This is a genomic window from Acinetobacter sp. R933-2 (assembly GCF_030325485.1).
Classification (GTDB): Bacteria; Pseudomonadota; Gammaproteobacteria; order Pseudomonadales; family Moraxellaceae; genus Acinetobacter; species Acinetobacter sichuanensis.
This window is the reverse complement of the sequence record NZ_JACAIJ010000008.1, coordinates 124,576-141,242: the sequence shown is the minus strand read 5'-3', so window position 1 is coordinate 141,242 and position 16,667 is coordinate 124,576. Positions and strand designations below refer to the sequence as shown.

Here is a 16,667-nt window from a genome sequence, read left to right as displayed (position 1 = left end):
AATTGACTGGTTTTTTTATAAAAAAAAGAAAAATATCTTCAATAAATAATGACCATACAATCAAAAATAATTTTTAATTAAAAACCAAATACAAAAAAGAAAATATATCATTGAAAAGTATAAATATATTACAAAAATTAAAAAAATAAACCTTATCATTTAATAAAGATATTATAGAAAAACAATAAAATACATCAGCTTATTTTTTACAGTAAATTTAAATGCTAAGTAAATTATTTATGGCACTCGCATTAGATGCAACCAATGTATTAAGCACTGTATATTTACAGTGATCTTTATCATTGTTTTCAGCACATAAAAAAATGGGTGCTCTAGAAGCACCCATTTCAATGCGTTAATTAAAACGCTTAATTTATGCAATAATCATGAATTAACGATTATTTTCATCATCTTGTACATCTTCAAATTTAGTTTCGCCTTCGAAACCTGAAGATGATTGACCGCCGAAGCCGCCTTGACCACCGAAGCCACCTTGACCACCAAAGCCGCCTTGACCACCGAAGCCACCTTGACCGCCGAAGCCGCCTTGACCACCGAAGCCACCTTGGTTACCACCAAAACCGCCTTGGTTACCGCCACCGAAGCCACCTTGACCACCGAAGCCACCTTGACCACCGAAGCTACCTTGACCACCAAAACCGCTAGCAGCTTGACCAGGAGCACCAGCAGGAGCACCAGCAGGACGAGGATTACGTGCAGGAACAACCGTAGAAATTGCATGTTTGTAAACCATTTGGCTTACAGTGTTTTTCAATAAAACTACGTATTGGTCGAAAGATTCAATATGGCCTTGTAATTTAATACCATTTACAAGAAATATAGAAACTGGAATACGTTCTTTACGGAGAGAATTTAAGAACGGATCTTGTAAAGTTTGACCTTTAGACATTTTATACTCCAAAAAAATTTTAAAAATCAGCGCAAAAACTATCTTTATTTTTCAATTAAAATTTATAAAAAAGATAGTAGGTAAATTTTGCTTTATCCATATAAGTTTCGCAAGTCTTCTTGTGCTTGCTTTATCGTCAAATAGGTTTTAAATTGGTGGGATTCTTGCAAAGATCGTAACCAAGTGTATTGACGTTTGGCTAATTGTCGTGTCGCGTACAACGATTTATCTTCCATTTCTTGCTTACTTTTAAGACTTCTATCACTATTTTTAAGATATTCTAAAGCTTGACGGTAACCAACTGACCTTGCAGAAGGTAAATTTTCGTTAAGATCATATTTTTCAATCAAAGCCTCCACCTCATTTAAAAATCCGATTTTCCACATATTTTTTAAACGAATATCGATTTTTTGATGCAATTCTGCTCGATCGGGCAGCAAAGCATAATTATGGAAGTTATAACGGTATGCAATATTTTTAGGTTGCTCCGCTTGTAACTGCGTAATTGCTTGTCCTGTTAAACGATATACTTCTAATGCTCGAATGATTCGCTGCTTATCACTGACTTTAAATTTTTCACCCGCAAGAGGATCAACCGCTTTTAATTCTTCATAAACAGCTTGCCAACCTTCTGACTCACCTTTTGCTTCTATTGCCGCACGAACAGCATAATCTGCACTAGGTAAATTTGAAGATAAACCTTCAAGTAGTGCTTTAAAATACAACATCGTACCGCCAACAAGCACAGGGGTTTTTCCACGTGCATGAATATCATCAATTAAGCCACATGCATCTTCGACAAATTCTGCTGCTGAATACACTTGCAAAGGGCTAATAATATCAATGAGATGATGTGGATATTGTGCTTGCTCTTGTTTACTCGGTTTAGCTGTACCAATATCCATATCTTGATAAACCAATGCTGAGTCTACAGAAATAATTTCAACATTGCCTTGCTCATAAAGTTCACATGCCAAAGCTGTTTTACCACTCGCAGTTGGTCCCATTAAATTGATAACAGGCATTTTATTTGACATGAACAACTACTCTCCTCGAGCAAATAATTTATCTAATTGTGCCAATGGAAAGGCGCGCCATGTTGGACGACCATGATTACACTGACTGGCAAATTCAGTTTGTTCCATTTGACGTAATAAAGCATTCATTTCCGAAAGGCTTAACATACGATGCGCACGCACGGCACCATGACACGCCATACCTGCTAAAATTTGATCACGTTTTTGCTGTAATGCTTGTGCTTCATCATTTGGATCTAGATCATTCAATAACTCTGGTACAAGCGCTGTAAAGTCAGCTTTATGCAAAATAGCAGGAACTCCTCGCACAATGACTTGATCATCCCCATATTGGTCTATTTCTAAACCTAATCGCTCTAACTGAGGTTTCAATTCATCAATGCGTGTGGCTTGCATTCGGGTAATTGAAATGACTTTTGGAATCAACAATTGTTGTGATGTCCAAAATTCAGGTTTGTCCCATGCCATTTTCATTTGTTGTAATAAAATACGCTCATGTGCGGCATGCATATCAACAATAATTAAGCCTTCGGTATTTTGAGCTAAAATATAAATACCATGTAACTGTGCAATGGCAATGCCTAAAGGATATTCATCAACAACTGTGCTTTTTTGCTGTTTTAAAGCCGCTACAGACTGATCAAAAGATTCTTGGTCTGATACATGTTGTACCGCAGATGAGTGATCTTGCTCATCTCGTAATGGTGCAAGATAGCTTTTCAGCGCATTATTTAACTGCGGTGAACTACGATATTGTGGTTGCGGTTGATAATGCACAGCTTTGGGTTCTTTCGAACTAAAATCAGTTAATGTATCAGCTTCAGAAGGATTAGAAGAATTGGCACTAGATAAGCTTAGGCTATTCTCCTGTATCTCAGGTTGTGTGAATGATGTATTATTTTGATGAAGTTGGAACTGTTCTTGATAACGCGGTTGAATAGGCTGCTGCATCGCTTGCACCTGTTCTGTTTTCATTGCGCTCGCTAAATCTGCCGTTGCTGTTTGAAATTGTGACAATGTTTCTTTAGCAAAATGTCGTACAAACTCATGTACTTCACGTTGGTTTAAAAAACGAATTTCATGTTTAGTTGGATGCACATTCACATCAATATTTTCAGGATCAACTTCTAAAAATAACAAATAAGCTGCATGTTGATGCCCATGTAAAATCCCATCATATGCCATACGTAATGCGTGAGAAATTGTTTTATCTTTCACAATACGTCCATTTACATACACATATTGTAAATCTGTTTGTGCCCGTGCATCAGATGGATGCCCCAACCAACCAGATAAACGCATACTAATGCTATCTGCATCAATCCAATAAGCATTTTCAGTAAATTGACGACCTAAAAGTTGCTGCACTCGTTGAAAACGCAACTCACCACTATCTGCTACGGGCAGATTCAAACGAATATTATCGTTATGTTCCAAAACAAAACGAATATCAAAATGAGTTAAAGCTAAACGTCGAACAATTTCTTCAATATGACCAAATTCTGTGTTTGGCTTTTTTAAAAATTTACGACGCGCTGGAACATTAAAAAATAAATCTTGGATACGAATATGCGTACCCTTTTGACTTGCAACAGCCTGAATTTCTTGATGATCAAAAGCTGTGCCGTTCACTTCAACCTGATAACCAACGCCAGAATCATCTTGACTACTGATCAATGTTAAACGTGATACAGCCGCAATAGATGCTAAAGCCTCACCACGAAAACCCAAGCTTACAATTGCGTGTAAATCATCTGCTGTTTGAATTTTACTGGTTGCATGGCGTGTCACAGACAACGCTAAATCTTCAGGATGAATCCCATGACCATTGTCAATGATTTCAACCAAAGTGCTGCCGCCATTTGCAATACGTATAATTAATGCTGTTGCACCAGCATCAATGGAATTTTCTAATAATTCTTTAACAACTGAAGATGGGCGCTCAATCACTTCTCCTGCTGCAATTTGGTTAGCCAATGCAGGATGTAATGTTTGAATTCGTTTTAAATTCACTTCTTGAGTTGACATGCGACGACCTATACGGCTTTTGCCTGTAACTGTTCATAAAGTACCGCATCATTTAATTCAATGATGAGCTTACGTACATCTTCATCTTCTGTTTTTAACAAATTTAAGACAACATCAGCTTGAGGGATTTCGTCACCACCTTTTGATGGCCATTCAAATAAAAATAATGCATTTTCGATATCTAAATAATCACGAATACCCATTAATTCAAGCTCATAAGGATCATTTAAACGGTATAAATCAAAATGAAAAACACTTTTACCATTGATCTCGTAAGGTTCAACTAATGTATAGGTTGGACTTTTAACAGCCCCTTGATGACCTAATTTTTGTAGCCAATAGCGTGTTAATGTTGTTTTTCCTGCACCTAAATCACCAATCAAATAAACTACGCCCTGAGCAATATGCTGCGCCAATATTTGCGCTAGTGTTTGTGTGTCTTGCTCACTGTTTAAGCTTAGTTGAACTGAATACTGCATTTTACTCACTACAGGGTAGAAACAAGTGACTATAATAACACTGCAACCATTTAAAACCTATTCACGATCCCGTAGAATTTAACCAATAAAAGTGTAAAAGCATTTTACTCTTAACCTTGTTTTATCCTAGTTGGATCTCTATTTTTGATGCAAACTTTACATTCAACCTTTATTCCACCCATGATAAATGGCGTGAATGCCAGTCAAGTTTATCTACCTCAGCTTGAAAATAGACCTCACTCTTTATTTGATTTTTTATGTGAAAAATTCCCACATATTACCCCAACAGAATGGCAACAACGTTTTCAAGATCAACTTATTTTTGATGAACAAGGTCAAATTTTGACGCTTCACAGCATGTATCTTGAAAATACGCATATTTATTATTATCGTTTTTTAGCACACGAAATTACTGTTCCTTTTAAAGAAGAAATTTTATTTGAAAATGAACATTTTATTGCGATAGATAAACCACATTTTTTAACCATTAGTCCAACAGGCAAGTACTTACAAGAAACACTACTTGTTCGACTTAAAAAACAAACTCAAAACCCCAATCTAACCCCAATTCACCGTTTAGACCGAGAAACAGCAGGTCTTGTTTTGTTTTCCAAATGCCCTGATACACGCGGTATTTATCAGCAACTTTTTGCAGAACGACAAGTACAAAAGCTCTATCATGCCATTGCACCCTTTCATGCTGATTTAAAGTTTCCACAAACTGTCCAGTTAAGAATGGAGAAAGGGCATCCTTTTTACACTATGCAAGTTGTGACAGGTGAAGTTAATTCAATTACCGAAATTGATTTAATTGAACATAATTTCAAATGGGCAAAGTATCAACTAAAACCAGAAACAGGTAAGCAGCACCAGTTACGTGTACATTTAAATCATCTCAATATCCCTATAAAAAATGATCCATTTTATCCTGAAGTTTCACATAAAGATGATGCTGATTTTAGTCAACCTTTACAGCTATTGGCTAAAGAATTGGCGTTTTTTGATCCAATTAGTCAACGAAAAATGTACTTCACGTCAAAAAAAGAACTGACATTAGCATGACAACGTAATGACGTTTTGTGTTTTTTGAGTAGCAATTATTGAATTTACATTTCGTTTGATTAAAATGAAAGCTTCAAATTTCACTTATTTTTTGGTTAATTGATGCGAAAAACCGAAGTTTATCAAGTACGTCTTGATTCACAAGAAAAAAAGCAAGCTTTTGCTGTTTTTAAACAATTAGGTATGACACCTGCACAGGCAGTCCGTTTATTTTTCAAACAAGTTGTGTTAACCAAATCTATTCCTTTTACTATTGAAAATCAAAACATAGACATGGAACAATTATTAAAGCTAAAAAATACAAAACGTACAGAAAACACCCAAAAATCAACTTTAGATGAAGAAGACATTTTTGCAGAACTCAATGCCATCTTAAATGAAAAAAGTGACAAAACTTAACAGTGTCGCATTTGCAAACAATTTATTGAGTTGAGCAACCCGTTTTTTCGTTATTATTTCTTAGAATGATAACAACAGAGAGAACAGGATGATCGTCAAACGTGCAACTGAACTAGATTTAAAACAACTTTCTGTCTTATTTGATGAATATCGCCAGTTTTATGGTGCATCATCCAACCTTCAAGAATCTTATAATTTTTTAAAGCAACGTTTTGAAAATAAAGAAAGTGTTATTTTTATTCATGTCAAAAATGAAGTGATCACAGGTTTTATTTTACTTTATCTAGGTTTTTCCTCTTTAGCTTGTTCAACTTATTATATTTTGGATGATGTTTATGTTACGCCTATTTATCGCAGACAAGGCTCAGCAAAACAGTTGATTGATACTGCTATTTTATTTGCTCGTCATGAAAATGCTTTAAGAATCAGCCTAGAAACACAAAAAAATAATTATCAATCCCATCAGCTATATGAGCAAATGGGATTTGTTCGAGATGATGAATTTTCTACCTATCATTGCTTTTTAAAATAAAAATCAATGAAACAGCAAAATTTATAATTTTATTTCTCTATATGCTGAAATATATTAAATGAATTATAACGTGACAATTAATTCATCTAAGTTTTTTGCAGCTCGAATCTGCTGTTCATCTAAAAATATAAACTCACCTTGTGCTAATTGTCCTAAATCTAATAATCCCACTTGCTGTCTATGTAATGTAATCACCTTATTCCCTACAGCAGCGAGCATACGTTTTACTTGATGGTAAACACCTTGATGAATCGTTAATGATAATTTATTTTCTGATATTTTTTGTACATCTGTTGCAGCAAAAATACCTTTTTCATTTCGAAGCTCTACACCTGAGGTGAGTTTTTCAATTTGTTCCTCACTAATTTCATCTGCTGTTTCAACAATATACACCTTAGGTACATGTTTTTTAGGGTGCGTTAATGCTTGTAAGAACTTACCATCATCGGTCAATAAAAGCAGACCTGTTGTATCCTGATCCAAACGACCAATACATTGCACTCCACGATTCAATAACAGGTCATCCACCAAGTCAAAAACACTAAAGTGATGTGTAGCCTGATGAGAACATTCATAATTTTTTGGTTTATTCAGTGCTAAATATACATGTTCACGATAAAGATAAGCTTTACCATCAACTTTAAAGTTCAATTGTTGTTCTGATATTTTAAATTTTAAATCATCAATCACTTGATCTTCAATTGTTACTGCACCATTTTTAATGAGTTGTTGGCAATATTTACGACTTCCAAAGCCTTGAGATTGTAAAATTTTTTCGAGCAACATTCTGATCTACCATCGTATGAATCTAGCCTAAAGATTGTAGCCGAATCGCCAATCTTTGTATGCCCCATTTAAGATTGTTATACTATTCAAGCTTTCCTCAAATGCTAGTCTCCTACCTTCATGATGAATTTTGCGTCACATCTAGATTTAAACTTAATCGTACTTTTAGTTTTATTGGCATGTGGTATTTTTAGTCATAATAGTGCAGTCACGATTGCTGCTGCTGTATTGATTGTTTTTCGTATCACGCCTCTTAGTGAATATTTTTATCTTCTTCAAAATCATGGGTTAAACATTGGTATCATTATTTTAACGATTGGTGTACTCACGCCTATAGCAAGTGGTAAAATCGCAGGAGGTGCTATTTTAAAGTCTTTCCTCAGTTGGAAATCCTTGCTAGCAATTGCGATTGGGATCTTAGTTGCATGGCTAGGTGGACGTGGCGTGAAATTGATGAGTAATCAACCAAATATTGTTGCAGGTTTATTGATTGGTACAGTAACTGGCGTTGCTCTGTTACGTGGTGTACCTGTTGGTCCACTCATCGCAGCAGGTTTATTATCCATTATTATCGGGCTTTCTTAACATTTGACAAAAAAATAGCTCAAAGAGGAGTACTCACTTTGAGCTAAATAAAATCAACACATGAAAAACTTAATGTGTTAATACAAAAAACAATATCATCTAAATTTATCAGAATCAACCGATTATTGAGTGACTTTTGTAGCATTTTCAGGTTTATAGTTCACTCGATATTCGCTTAAATCAAAGTGTTTCATTTTTTGTTTTAATTTAAATGTTGTCCAAGGCCAAACCGTACTATTTTTACCATTTTTATCAATAAAATAGCTTTGACATCCGCCTTTATTCCATACTGTTGTTTGTAATGCAGCTTGAACCTCTTCATTAAATTTTCGAGTAATTTCAGGATGCGGTTCAATTGTATGAATACCTAATTTTAACGCCTGTCGAATTGCATCCATAATATAAGTTAATTGAGCTTCAATAATAATAAATGCCGAAGAACTGACTGCAATATTTGGTCCAAACATTAAAAAACCATTTGGGCAACCTTCAACCATCGTTCCCATATAGCCTTCTGCGCTACCCTGCCAAACATCAGACATTTTTTGATTAAAACGGTTATAGACACGACTGGCTATAGGTGGGTCTGCAATTTCAAAACCTGTGCCCAAAATAATCACATCAGCTTCACAATGTTCACCATTTGCAGCAATCAAAGTTCGACCTTTGATTTCTGCTAGTGCATCCGCAATAACATTTACATTTTTTTGTGCTAATGCAGGATACCAATGATTTGATTGCAAAATTCGTTTACAACCCATAATAAAGTTTGGTGTTAGTTTTTTACGTAATATCGGATCTTTCACTTGAAAGTTTAAGTGCCATTGAGCAATTTTTTGAAATTGCATCATTGCCGCAGGACTTTGAATTCCTCCATTTATGCTTTCAAAAACCCCATACACTGAGCCGCGCATAAGCTGCTGAGTAAAGGGTAAAAATTTAAACATAGCTCGTACAGGTGCAAGTAATGGCATATCTGATTTTGGCAAAATCCATTGTGCGGTACGTTGAAAAATGGTCAGTTGTTTTACATCTGGTTGAATCTGTGGGACAAATTGAATCGCTGATGCACCTGTACCAATGACAGCAACACGCTTTCCTGTTAAATCAATATCGTGTCGCCAACGAGATGAATGGAAAATTTCACCGTCAAAAGATGTAATTCCTTTAATATTTGGAATCACGGGTTCATGCATTGGACCACATGCCATAATCGCAAATTGAGAGCGAAACTCCCCTTGATTTGTTTGAATAATCCAACACTCATCTTCATCTGACCATGTTGCTTGTAATGCCTCATGTTCCAGTTTGACATGTGGCATAATTTTATATTGATTAGCAACATCAAATAAATACGCTTTGATTTCAGCTTGAGGGGCAAAGACACGACTCCAAGCAGGATTTGGTGCAAATGAATAAGAGTATAAAGCTGAAGGAACATCACAAGCACAACCAGGATAAGTATTTTCACGCCATACCCCACCTAATTCTGAGGCTTTTTCTAATAGCACAAAATCATCTATCCCCATTTCTTTGAGCTTAATGGCTGCACCTAAACCAGCAAAACCACCACCTAAAATGGTCACGCGATGATAATGATCGAAATCACTTAAGTTTTCATTTTTTTTGTTGTGTTGCATGTTTTAAATCACGAAATAGCACTGCAAATCAATCTGTCAAAAACTGACCTATTTGTCAATTTCCTGATTAGACAGTTTTAAGCATTCTATGATGCTTTTTGCCAGTGTTCACCTATTATCAACAATTTAATTAATTTAACAAAATTTCAAAAATACCATTTTAAAAAATTAAAAATTGGCAAATTCTGACAATAAAAGGTGCAAATAACACCATCAAAATACCTGAAATAATCATGGATAAACTGGCAATTACACCTTCTAATGTATGGCGTTGACGAGCTTTGGCAATGCCCATTGCATGCGCTGCATTACCCAATGCTGCCCCTTGTGCAATACGATTTTTAAAATTCATCCAAAGCAATAACATATCGCCAAAAAGCAGACCGACCAAGCCCGTGATCACAGTAAATAACGGAATTAAACTGATGGATCCACCCAGTTTTTCTGTTAACACCAAGGCAAATGGAATGGAAATGGAACGCGCCAATAAACTGTTGGTGACAATATCATCAAAATCAAATGCTTTTGCCAATGCCCAACTACTCAACATACCCACCAACATGGCAACTGCTGAACTGACGATCAGCACCTTAAAATGCTGTCGAATCATTTCCCGATAACGGTACACAGGAATGGCAAAAGCCACGGTGATAGGTCCAAGAATCGCCACCAGATATTGAGTATATCCATAATAATCAGAAAAATCATGATGCAGGATCACAATCAATAGCATGGTCAGTAAAGGCACCGTAATAATGGGTGAAAAATAAATTTTCTGGGTTTGAACAAAGCATTTTTTTGCAAAAAAATAGCACAAAACCGTCCACACCAAATAAAAAATACCCAAAAAATCAGTCATGCCTCGACATCCTCATCCAAAAACAGTCGCACTGCTCCTATTGATGCCATCATCACCAACGCTGTACTGATAAAAATTACCACAAAAATTTTCCAGCCACTGTGCCAAAGCAACTGTTGATATTGAAGAATCCCGACCACAGGCGGAATAAAAAACAGGAGCAAGTCAGCCAGTAACACATCTGCACCCTGTTCCACCTGAGTCAGTTTCAGTCCGTTAAAATGCAATAATAACAGTAAGATAAAAAAACCCAGCACGCCAGATGCAACTGGAATATGCAGGAATTTCTGTAAAATAAAACTCAATCCCCAAACCAATAGAATGACCGTGATTTGTCGTGCAATAGTGACCATATTGCCAAGCCTGCCTAAACGCATGGCATATTATCCTGATACGTTAAACGCCGAGACAAAAGTAAGCCCAAAATCGCTTTAAGCGAGAAATTGGACATGTTTGAGACTGGCTTGATGCTGTAAACGGGTCTGCATATATTCGGCATATACCGATAATTTTTCATAAATATGTTCAGCATAGAACATATCATCCACCAAATGCGTCGCCTGAGCACAGTTATAACTGCCATAGCACAATAACAATTGTGCATTGAGCGTGGCAAATTTCCCACACAAGGCAACATATTGATCATCCTTGTTTTTAAATAACAGTTTGCGCATATTCACATCATCAACTGCGATGATTTTATCCTGTGGATCAGTGCTAATCACATGGATGACCACCCTGAAAAACTGTTCAATTTCGGCAATGATGGCAATATCCAGTTTCAATGCGGTAATCAGGAAAATTTGTGTAACATCGGCACGGCACAAAGCTTTGAGCAAGGAAAAATATAAAAATTCTACTTCGTCTAATTCATTTTCATCCAAATCCAGATATAGATTTAAAGCAGACAATACATCATCAATTTTTAAATTTTGTTTTTGCTCCGCCTGATAATAACGGTTCAACACATTGAGTACAGATGGCGTTGCAGGGCTATGGTAGATCACACTTTGATTCAGATTTGCCAAAATAAAGGGCGCAAATAAAAAAGCCAGACTGCTCTGATGCTCTTGAATGGCAGATTGGGCAATATAATGGACTTTGGAGGTGGAAAATTCACGTAAAACTTTGGCACGTAATAAAGTGGCTTCCAGATTGACATAGTGCTGTTCGAGTTTTTTGTGTAGCCGCTCTGAAAAGCCTTGCTGCTCAGTCAGCCTTGAAATTGCATTCATTTTTTCAGTTACAAACACCGTAGCACCTCTGCCCTTTCATCCTTTATCTTTAAAGATTTTAGATCCTAAGTCTGAGAGTGTGTAGCTACAAAAAGTCAGGAAAAAACTATAACAACATCATCAGCACAATTCATTCTGTTATATTTTATAATATTTAAAATGTAAAATTTCATCCTCATCGTCCGTCCAATCTTTTGAGTGCTTTCCTATGTACAAATCAGAACAACTTGCTCTCAGTCTCAAGCACTTGATTGAAAGTGGTGCATGGAAAGCTCACGAAAAATTGCCTTCTTTGCGACAACAGGCGGAAACATCAGGATTCAGCTTAATTACAGTCATGAATGCCTATCAAGAGTTGGAGGCGCAGGGACTGATTTATTCCAAAGAAAAACTGGGTTATTTTATTGCTGAAGATCCAGACAGTGTGGAAATTGCCAAGACAGTGATTCTGAATGAAAAAATAGAAATTAACTCAACGGTGTTTCGTTATTTAAAATCCATCCAGTCGGAACAGATTGTGCCCTTTGGGATTGCTTTTCCAGACAGCCAATTATTGTATTCTTCCAAGCTCATGCAAACTTTGGCACAGCGTGCAAGACATCGACTCAGCTATGAACAAATGCCAAGTTTGCCTCCAGGCAATCTGGAACTACGCAAACTTATTGCACAGCGTTATTGTATGCAAGGCATTCCCACCGATCCTTCCGATATTGTCATCACGTCTGGTGGTCTGGATGCGCTGAATCTGGCTTTACAAACCCTGACCAAACCTGGGGATTATATTTTACTGCAAGAAACTATTTTCTATGGGGCGTGGCAGGCGACAGAACATCTGGGTCTAAAGGTCATCACCATTCCTGAACACCCTGAACATGGACTCGACCTTGAAGCTTTTAAAAATGCTGTGTCAAATTATCCAATTAAAGTCTGTTTACTCATGCTCAACAGTCATAACCCGATTGGGTTTACGGTCAGTGATGAGATTAAATTACAATTGGCAAAATTATTGCAGGAACATCAGATTTATCTGATTGAGGATGATGTGTATGAAGAACTCTATTTTGATCATAAAAAACCATTATCAATGAAGTATTTTGATCAACAAAATCTGGTTCTGCATTGTTCTTCTTTTTCTAAAACATTGGGTGCAGGTTTTCGTATTGGTTGGGTTTATGCAGGAAAATTTTCTGAAAGTATTCAGCATTTGCAATTGATGAGTACGCTCTCTGTCAATTCATTTATTCAAAGTGCTTTAGCAGATTATTTGTCACATCGTTATTATGAAAAGCATCTCAAAACTTTAAGAAACACCTTAAAGCGTTTAAAAAATCAGTATTATCAATATCTCAGTAAAAGATTACCTGAAACGTGTAAGGTGCATTATTATCCATCGGGCTATTTTTTATGGATCACTTTGCCTGAGCAAATCAACAGTAATGTGCTTTATCATGCATTATTACAACAAAATATTGGTATTGCTTCGGGGGCTTTATTTTATCGTTCAGAACAAACACCGCATCATCTTCGGATCAATTGTTCATTTGAATTAAATCAAAACACTCAAAATGCTTTAGATCTCTTCATTTCTGCCATTATTCACTTTAAATAACTTCAGCGTTATTTTCTGATTAATTGGCTTATTTACTTGAAAAAGACTGTAATATCTTGTTTAGCTTTTAATTTTTGAATGATTTAAAAATCCGTCATCTGCATAAAACTGACGGATTTCATGAATCAGTTTAAAAGCTGATATTAAAAAATCATGCTTATTTTTTCATTTTTAGAGCGACTAAAACACTTCTCTAATTTCCACATTGGGATCATAAGCATCTAAACGCTTTGCCAACACATGTAAATGCCGAGTGGGTACAGCAGGAAATAAATGATGCTCTACATGATAAAACATATTATAAGTCACGACTCGCTTAAACTCATTTCTCACAGTACGTGCCATATAAATATGATCTTCAGTATCATGATGGACTGTCCAAACTGCAAAAAATGCCGTCATACATTGTCCTATTAACATTGCCAATACATGATATTTTAAAAAAGTAAAATCTAAAATTGCAAAAACTAAAACCAGAAATAATACATTTGCAATCAACTCTGCAAGCATCCATTTTTTCTGAGTTTTTGTGCCAACTTTAAATGCTTTTTGATGCAACATGAGTGGAAAAAATGGACCAAATAATAAGGCTTGCCACCATTTCATACGGGCACTTTTCGCTTCAACATCTTCATCTTGCATACAAAATTGGTGGTGACGTAAATGATTAATTTGTACAGCATGCATTGAACCTAACATGAGAATGCTTAATACCCACATGACCCAATGTGTTTTTTCTCGGCTTATTCCAAGTGCAAAATGAAAAGCATTATGCACTTGACGTAAGCCTGTTAAAAAAAACATAAATGAACAAAATAATGCCAATGGATACCAAGCCAAATACGCAAAAGCCAAAGATGCACATAACCAAGGTATTGAAATCAATAATTCAGAAATAACATCTCTTGTTTGTAAATGTACTAAATCTTTCCATTGCACGACTTTTAATAAATATTGTTGATCATTCATTTTTATAAGTTTTTATTTAGAGAATAAATCGACTATAAAATGAACACATTTTCTTTGCAAGCTAAATATAGCTCAAGACTATTCTATTTTTTGTCGACTGATAATTTGTTCACTTAACATGCGGTAAATATCAGTCAAATGAGGTTGTTGTGAAGCAGCTAACATTTCTTGATGCATATTCAAAATCACATGGTCTCCACGCATCGCAGGACCTGTTTGCATCAATCTAGGTTCATTTTGAACGGCTTTTTGAGCGGTTTCTAAAATCAAAGGAGACAATAAACTAAAATCTACTTGTTGAGCATCAAGAACTTGTTTTGCCATGTCATAACATGCATTGCTAAAATTACAAGCAAATACAGCAGCTAAATGTAAACTCAAACGCTGTTCTGAAGAATAGAGATAAACCCTATTGCTTAGGCTATTTGCTAGTATTTCTAGTTTTTGTTGACTCACTGCGGACTGTGCTTCAATAAATAAAGGGGTATTTTCCCAGTCAATTTCACGTTCAAAACTAAAGGTCTGTAAAGGATAAAATACGCCTACATTCTCATAATGGTCTGCCAATACATTTAAATGTGTACTTCCAGAACTATGTACAACCAGTGTATTTTTTAAATAAGGTTTGAGCTGCTGTATCACCTGCGCAATAGCTTGATCACTTACAGCAATGACACATAAGTCTATATTATCTTGAAAATCTTGAAGATGATGGATTGCTTCTGCCTGTACAAGACTGGCAAGTTTTTGTGCATTTTCAAAATGAGTACTAAAAATTTGTACGATTTGATACTGCCGAGCAAAAGCCTGTGCTAAATGGGTTGCAACTCGACCCGAACCAATAAAACTTATACGCATCATGTCAATTTCTCAATTTTAGACTTTATTTCTAGTTGCATATTTTCAAGATAATCTAAAACGAAAGCAAATAAAAACGAGCGACCTAAATCGCCCGTTTTAATGCTATTGGTGATTATTGCGTTTTTTCTTCAACCCCGTTGTTATCTACTTCACGCACTGTACCTGTTTCAGTATTAATCACTTCGAACTCAATACGACGATTTTTAAATTGCCCTTCTTTGGTTGCATTGTCTGCGACAGGTTGGTCTTGACCAAAACCTTGTGCTTGTAATTTACTTGGGTCTACACCTTTTGCAACCAAATAATCTACAACCGATTTTGCTCGTTTTTGTGATAATGCTTTATTTGCTTCAGCATTTCCTGTCGAGTCGGTATAGCCTTTTACAACCAATTGTACATTCGGTACTTTATTCATTAACGCTGCGGCTTGGTCTAATACCGACTTATTCACATCAGGAATCTCAGCGGATGCTGTCGCAAAGTTAATGATCTGTAAGTTTAATGCAGTCGCAATATCTAAGGGACGAACTTGATTTGGGTCAATATTGCTCAAAGCTGCTTTCGCTTTGTCAATGCTGCTTGTCACCGCTGCGCCCTCATCTAAACTTGCTGCTTCACCTACAACGACTTGCACATCTTTGACCAACGGTGTGATTTTATCTGCTAACGCTTTTAAACTCGCAGTATCTGCACCTTGTAAACTGATTTGATTTCCTGTCCACACCAAATTGACATTTGGTACACCTTTCAACAATTTTAATACACTCACTAAAGCATTCTGATCTACGAGAGCTGCATTAAAATTGTTACTCGAATCTACACCACAACCATTTTGATGGCTAAAAATTTGTTTGACTTCTTTTTGTAAAATATCAATATAATTTGCATCACCAATCTTTGCCTGACATGTGACTAATGCACCTGCTTGGTCTGTTGAGATTTGGAAATATGCAGGTTGCTGACTAGAACTGGTCATTGTGCTATTGGTGACGGGGGTTGGCTCTTCTGTCTTACAACTACGCAGTAACCAAAAAGCCAAAAACAATAGAATCAATAAAGCAATTAATGCTGGCCAAAAATTTGATTTTTTCTTCTCCTCCACAACAGGTGTTGGCGTAACAGGAGGCACAGCCTGTGATGTTGTATTTGCTGTTGCAGCTAAAGTACCTAGCCCTAAAGCGGCTAAAATCCCTCGCGCCCAAGGAGCTAAGCCCGCAGAAATTGCATCATAATTTTGTTCTAAAAAATGCTGTATTACAGCAGGGTCATGAGAGCCCGCTTCATCTTCTAATACATTTAAAGTCGCTGGAATTGACCGATTTAAAACATTTTCAATTTCACCAGGAGGCACATGTTGACTAACACTATCTAGATATTGTTCCTTCAAAGTGCTATGTGTATTAAATAAATCATCTAATCTTGGATTTAAATTATTTTGAAACAACGAGATTAAACTGGGCTTCGCCTTTAATACAGTTAAAAGAAAAGGGAAAAACTCAGCCAATGCTGTACTTTTCTCTGTTAAATACGTCGATTCACCTTTTAGTACTATGGGGGTCACTCTTTCTTTCAATAATGAAATCAGATCCATTTCAATACTCCTCACATGAAATTTTATTTGTTATGTGACTTTTTATTACATGGATCAGTATGCGCCGAAAAATTCGGCAAATTAT

At 36.1% G+C, this 16,667-nt stretch carries 17 protein-coding genes; 5 read left to right on the top strand and 12 right to left on the bottom strand.

The genetic code is table 11. The features are described from left to right. Window positions 1-391 precede the first annotated feature (391 nt). The 4 genes from hfq to tsaE all read right to left on the bottom strand — a co-directional run bounded on the left by hfq (window position 392) and on the right by tsaE (window position 4,454). The gene (gene hfq, locus HX005_RS11265; RefSeq protein WP_286377438.1) at window positions 392-910 is read right to left on the bottom strand and encodes an RNA chaperone Hfq; all 519 of its coding nucleotides are present in this window, start codon (window positions 908-910) and stop codon (window positions 392-394) included. A 92-nt stretch (window positions 911-1,002) separates the two neighbouring features. Then, window positions 1,003-1,947, bottom strand: coding sequence for a tRNA (adenosine(37)-N6)-dimethylallyltransferase MiaA (gene miaA / locus HX005_RS11260; protein ID WP_107007991.1), 945 nt, complete (start codon window positions 1,945-1,947; stop codon window positions 1,003-1,005). A 6-nt stretch (window positions 1,948-1,953) separates the two neighbouring features. Next, the gene (mutL, locus tag HX005_RS11255; RefSeq protein WP_286377437.1) at window positions 1,954-3,975 is read right to left on the bottom strand and encodes a DNA mismatch repair endonuclease MutL; all 2,022 of its coding nucleotides are present in this window, start codon (window positions 3,973-3,975) and stop codon (window positions 1,954-1,956) included. Between the two features lie 8 nt (window positions 3,976-3,983). Continuing rightward, window positions 3,984-4,454, bottom strand: coding sequence for a tRNA (adenosine(37)-N6)-threonylcarbamoyltransferase complex ATPase subunit type 1 TsaE (gene tsaE / locus HX005_RS11250; RefSeq protein ID WP_286377436.1), 471 nt, complete (start codon window positions 4,452-4,454; stop codon window positions 3,984-3,986). A gap of 147 nt (window positions 4,455-4,601) precedes the next feature. Between tsaE and HX005_RS11245 the strand changes: the two genes are divergently transcribed. The 3 genes from HX005_RS11245 to HX005_RS11235 all read left to right on the top strand — a co-directional run bounded on the left by HX005_RS11245 (window position 4,602) and on the right by HX005_RS11235 (window position 6,447). Continuing rightward, the gene (locus HX005_RS11245) at window positions 4,602-5,516 is read left to right on the top strand and encodes a pseudouridine synthase (protein ID WP_286377435.1); all 915 of its coding nucleotides are present in this window, start codon (window positions 4,602-4,604) and stop codon (window positions 5,514-5,516) included. Between the two features lie 102 nt (window positions 5,517-5,618). Continuing rightward, window positions 5,619-5,915 carry a type II toxin-antitoxin system RelB/DinJ family antitoxin gene (locus tag HX005_RS11240; RefSeq protein ID WP_107007994.1) on the top strand — a complete coding sequence of 99 codons (297 nt, stop codon included), beginning with the start codon at window positions 5,619-5,621 and terminating at the stop codon, window positions 5,913-5,915. Between the two features lie 88 nt (window positions 5,916-6,003). Beyond that, a complete protein-coding gene (locus HX005_RS11235; protein WP_286377434.1) occupies window positions 6,004-6,447 on the top strand; it encodes a GNAT family N-acetyltransferase in 444 nt (147 codons plus the stop codon). 63 nt (window positions 6,448-6,510) lie between these two features. Here the strand turns inward: HX005_RS11235 and HX005_RS11230 are convergent, their stop codons facing one another. Beyond that, on the bottom strand, window positions 6,511-7,233 hold the full coding sequence (locus HX005_RS11230; protein WP_286377433.1) for a pseudouridine synthase: 723 nt from the start codon (window positions 7,231-7,233) through the stop codon (window positions 6,511-6,513). Window positions 7,234-7,356: 123 nt separating this feature from the next. Between HX005_RS11230 and HX005_RS11225 the strand changes: the two genes are divergently transcribed. Further along, window positions 7,357-7,818, top strand: a complete 462-nt coding sequence (locus HX005_RS11225) for a DUF441 domain-containing protein (RefSeq protein WP_286377480.1) — start codon at window positions 7,357-7,359, stop codon at window positions 7,816-7,818. A gap of 122 nt (window positions 7,819-7,940) precedes the next feature. Here the strand turns inward: HX005_RS11225 and HX005_RS11220 are convergent, their stop codons facing one another. The 4 genes from HX005_RS11220 to HX005_RS11205 form a co-directional block, all read right to left on the bottom strand. Beyond that, on the bottom strand, window positions 7,941-9,458 hold the full coding sequence (locus HX005_RS11220; RefSeq protein ID WP_286377432.1) for a flavin-containing monooxygenase: 1,518 nt from the start codon (window positions 9,456-9,458) through the stop codon (window positions 7,941-7,943). A 160-nt stretch (window positions 9,459-9,618) separates the two neighbouring features. Next, a complete protein-coding gene (locus tag HX005_RS11215) occupies window positions 9,619-10,317 on the bottom strand; it encodes an LrgB family protein (protein ID WP_286377431.1) in 699 nt (232 codons plus the stop codon). Beyond that, window positions 10,314-10,694: a CidA/LrgA family protein gene (locus tag HX005_RS11210; RefSeq protein WP_286377430.1), complete on the bottom strand. Its 381-nt coding sequence runs from the start codon at window positions 10,692-10,694 to the stop codon at window positions 10,314-10,316. Before HX005_RS11210 ends, HX005_RS11215 begins: the two co-directional genes overlap by 4 nt. 54 nt (window positions 10,695-10,748) lie before the next feature. After that, window positions 10,749-11,570 (bottom strand): hypothetical protein, encoded by an 822-nt coding sequence (locus HX005_RS11205; protein ID WP_286377429.1) that lies wholly within the window; start codon window positions 11,568-11,570, stop codon window positions 10,749-10,751. Between the two features lie 190 nt (window positions 11,571-11,760). Here HX005_RS11205 and HX005_RS11200 point away from each other — a divergent pair, with 190 nt between their 5' ends. After that, window positions 11,761-13,161, top strand: a complete 1,401-nt coding sequence (locus HX005_RS11200; protein ID WP_286377428.1) for an aminotransferase-like domain-containing protein — start codon at window positions 11,761-11,763, stop codon at window positions 13,159-13,161. A 180-nt stretch (window positions 13,162-13,341) separates the two neighbouring features. On the opposite strand, the gene HX005_RS11195 is transcribed toward HX005_RS11200, so the two are convergent. From HX005_RS11195 to HX005_RS11185, 3 genes are all read right to left on the bottom strand, one after another. Then, entirely contained in the window at window positions 13,342-14,130 is a 789-nt protein-coding gene (locus HX005_RS11195; protein ID WP_286377427.1) for a fatty acid desaturase family protein, read from the bottom strand. Window positions 14,131-14,208: 78 nt separating this feature from the next. Continuing rightward, complete coding sequence (locus HX005_RS11190) at window positions 14,209-14,988, bottom strand: Rossmann-like and DUF2520 domain-containing protein (protein WP_286377479.1); 780 nt, start codon at window positions 14,986-14,988, stop codon at window positions 14,209-14,211. Between the two features lie 115 nt (window positions 14,989-15,103). Next, on the bottom strand, window positions 15,104-16,582 hold the full coding sequence (locus tag HX005_RS11185) for an OmpA family protein (protein WP_286377426.1): 1,479 nt from the start codon (window positions 16,580-16,582) through the stop codon (window positions 15,104-15,106). Between the last annotated feature and the right edge of the window lie 85 nt (window positions 16,583-16,667).

Coding starts and splice junctions, on each gene's coding strand:
- hfq (WP_286377438.1), bottom strand. CDS start 910: ATGTCTAAAGGTCAAACTTTACAAGATCCGTTCTTAAATTCTCTCCGT.
- miaA (WP_107007991.1), bottom strand. CDS start 1,947: ATGTCAAATAAAATGCCTGTTATCAATTTAATGGGACCAACTGCGAGT.
- mutL (WP_286377437.1), bottom strand. CDS start 3,975: ATGTCAACTCAAGAAGTGAATTTAAAACGAATTCAAACATTACATCCT.
- tsaE (WP_286377436.1), bottom strand. CDS start 4,454: ATGCAGTATTCAGTTCAACTAAGCTTAAACAGTGAGCAAGACACACAA.
- HX005_RS11245 (WP_286377435.1), top strand. CDS start 4,602: ATGCAAACTTTACATTCAACCTTTATTCCACCCATGATAAATGGCGTG.
- HX005_RS11240 (WP_107007994.1), top strand. CDS start 5,619: ATGCGAAAAACCGAAGTTTATCAAGTACGTCTTGATTCACAAGAAAAA.
- HX005_RS11235 (WP_286377434.1), top strand. CDS start 6,004: ATGATCGTCAAACGTGCAACTGAACTAGATTTAAAACAACTTTCTGTC.
- HX005_RS11230 (WP_286377433.1), bottom strand. CDS start 7,233: ATGTTGCTCGAAAAAATTTTACAATCTCAAGGCTTTGGAAGTCGTAAA.
- HX005_RS11225 (WP_286377480.1), top strand. CDS start 7,357: ATGAATTTTGCGTCACATCTAGATTTAAACTTAATCGTACTTTTAGTT.
- HX005_RS11220 (WP_286377432.1), bottom strand. CDS start 9,458: ATGCAACACAACAAAAAAAATGAAAACTTAAGTGATTTCGATCATTAT.
- HX005_RS11215 (WP_286377431.1), bottom strand. CDS start 10,317: ATGACTGATTTTTTGGGTATTTTTTATTTGGTGTGGACGGTTTTGTGC.
- HX005_RS11210 (WP_286377430.1), bottom strand. CDS start 10,694: ATGCGTTTAGGCAGGCTTGGCAATATGGTCACTATTGCACGACAAATC.
- HX005_RS11200 (WP_286377428.1), top strand. CDS start 11,761: ATGTACAAATCAGAACAACTTGCTCTCAGTCTCAAGCACTTGATTGAA.
- HX005_RS11195 (WP_286377427.1), bottom strand. CDS start 14,130: ATGAATGATCAACAATATTTATTAAAAGTCGTGCAATGGAAAGATTTA.
- HX005_RS11190 (WP_286377479.1), bottom strand. CDS start 14,988: ATGCGTATAAGTTTTATTGGTTCGGGTCGAGTTGCAACCCATTTAGCA.
- HX005_RS11185 (WP_286377426.1), bottom strand. CDS start 16,582: ATGGATCTGATTTCATTATTGAAAGAAAGAGTGACCCCCATAGTACTA.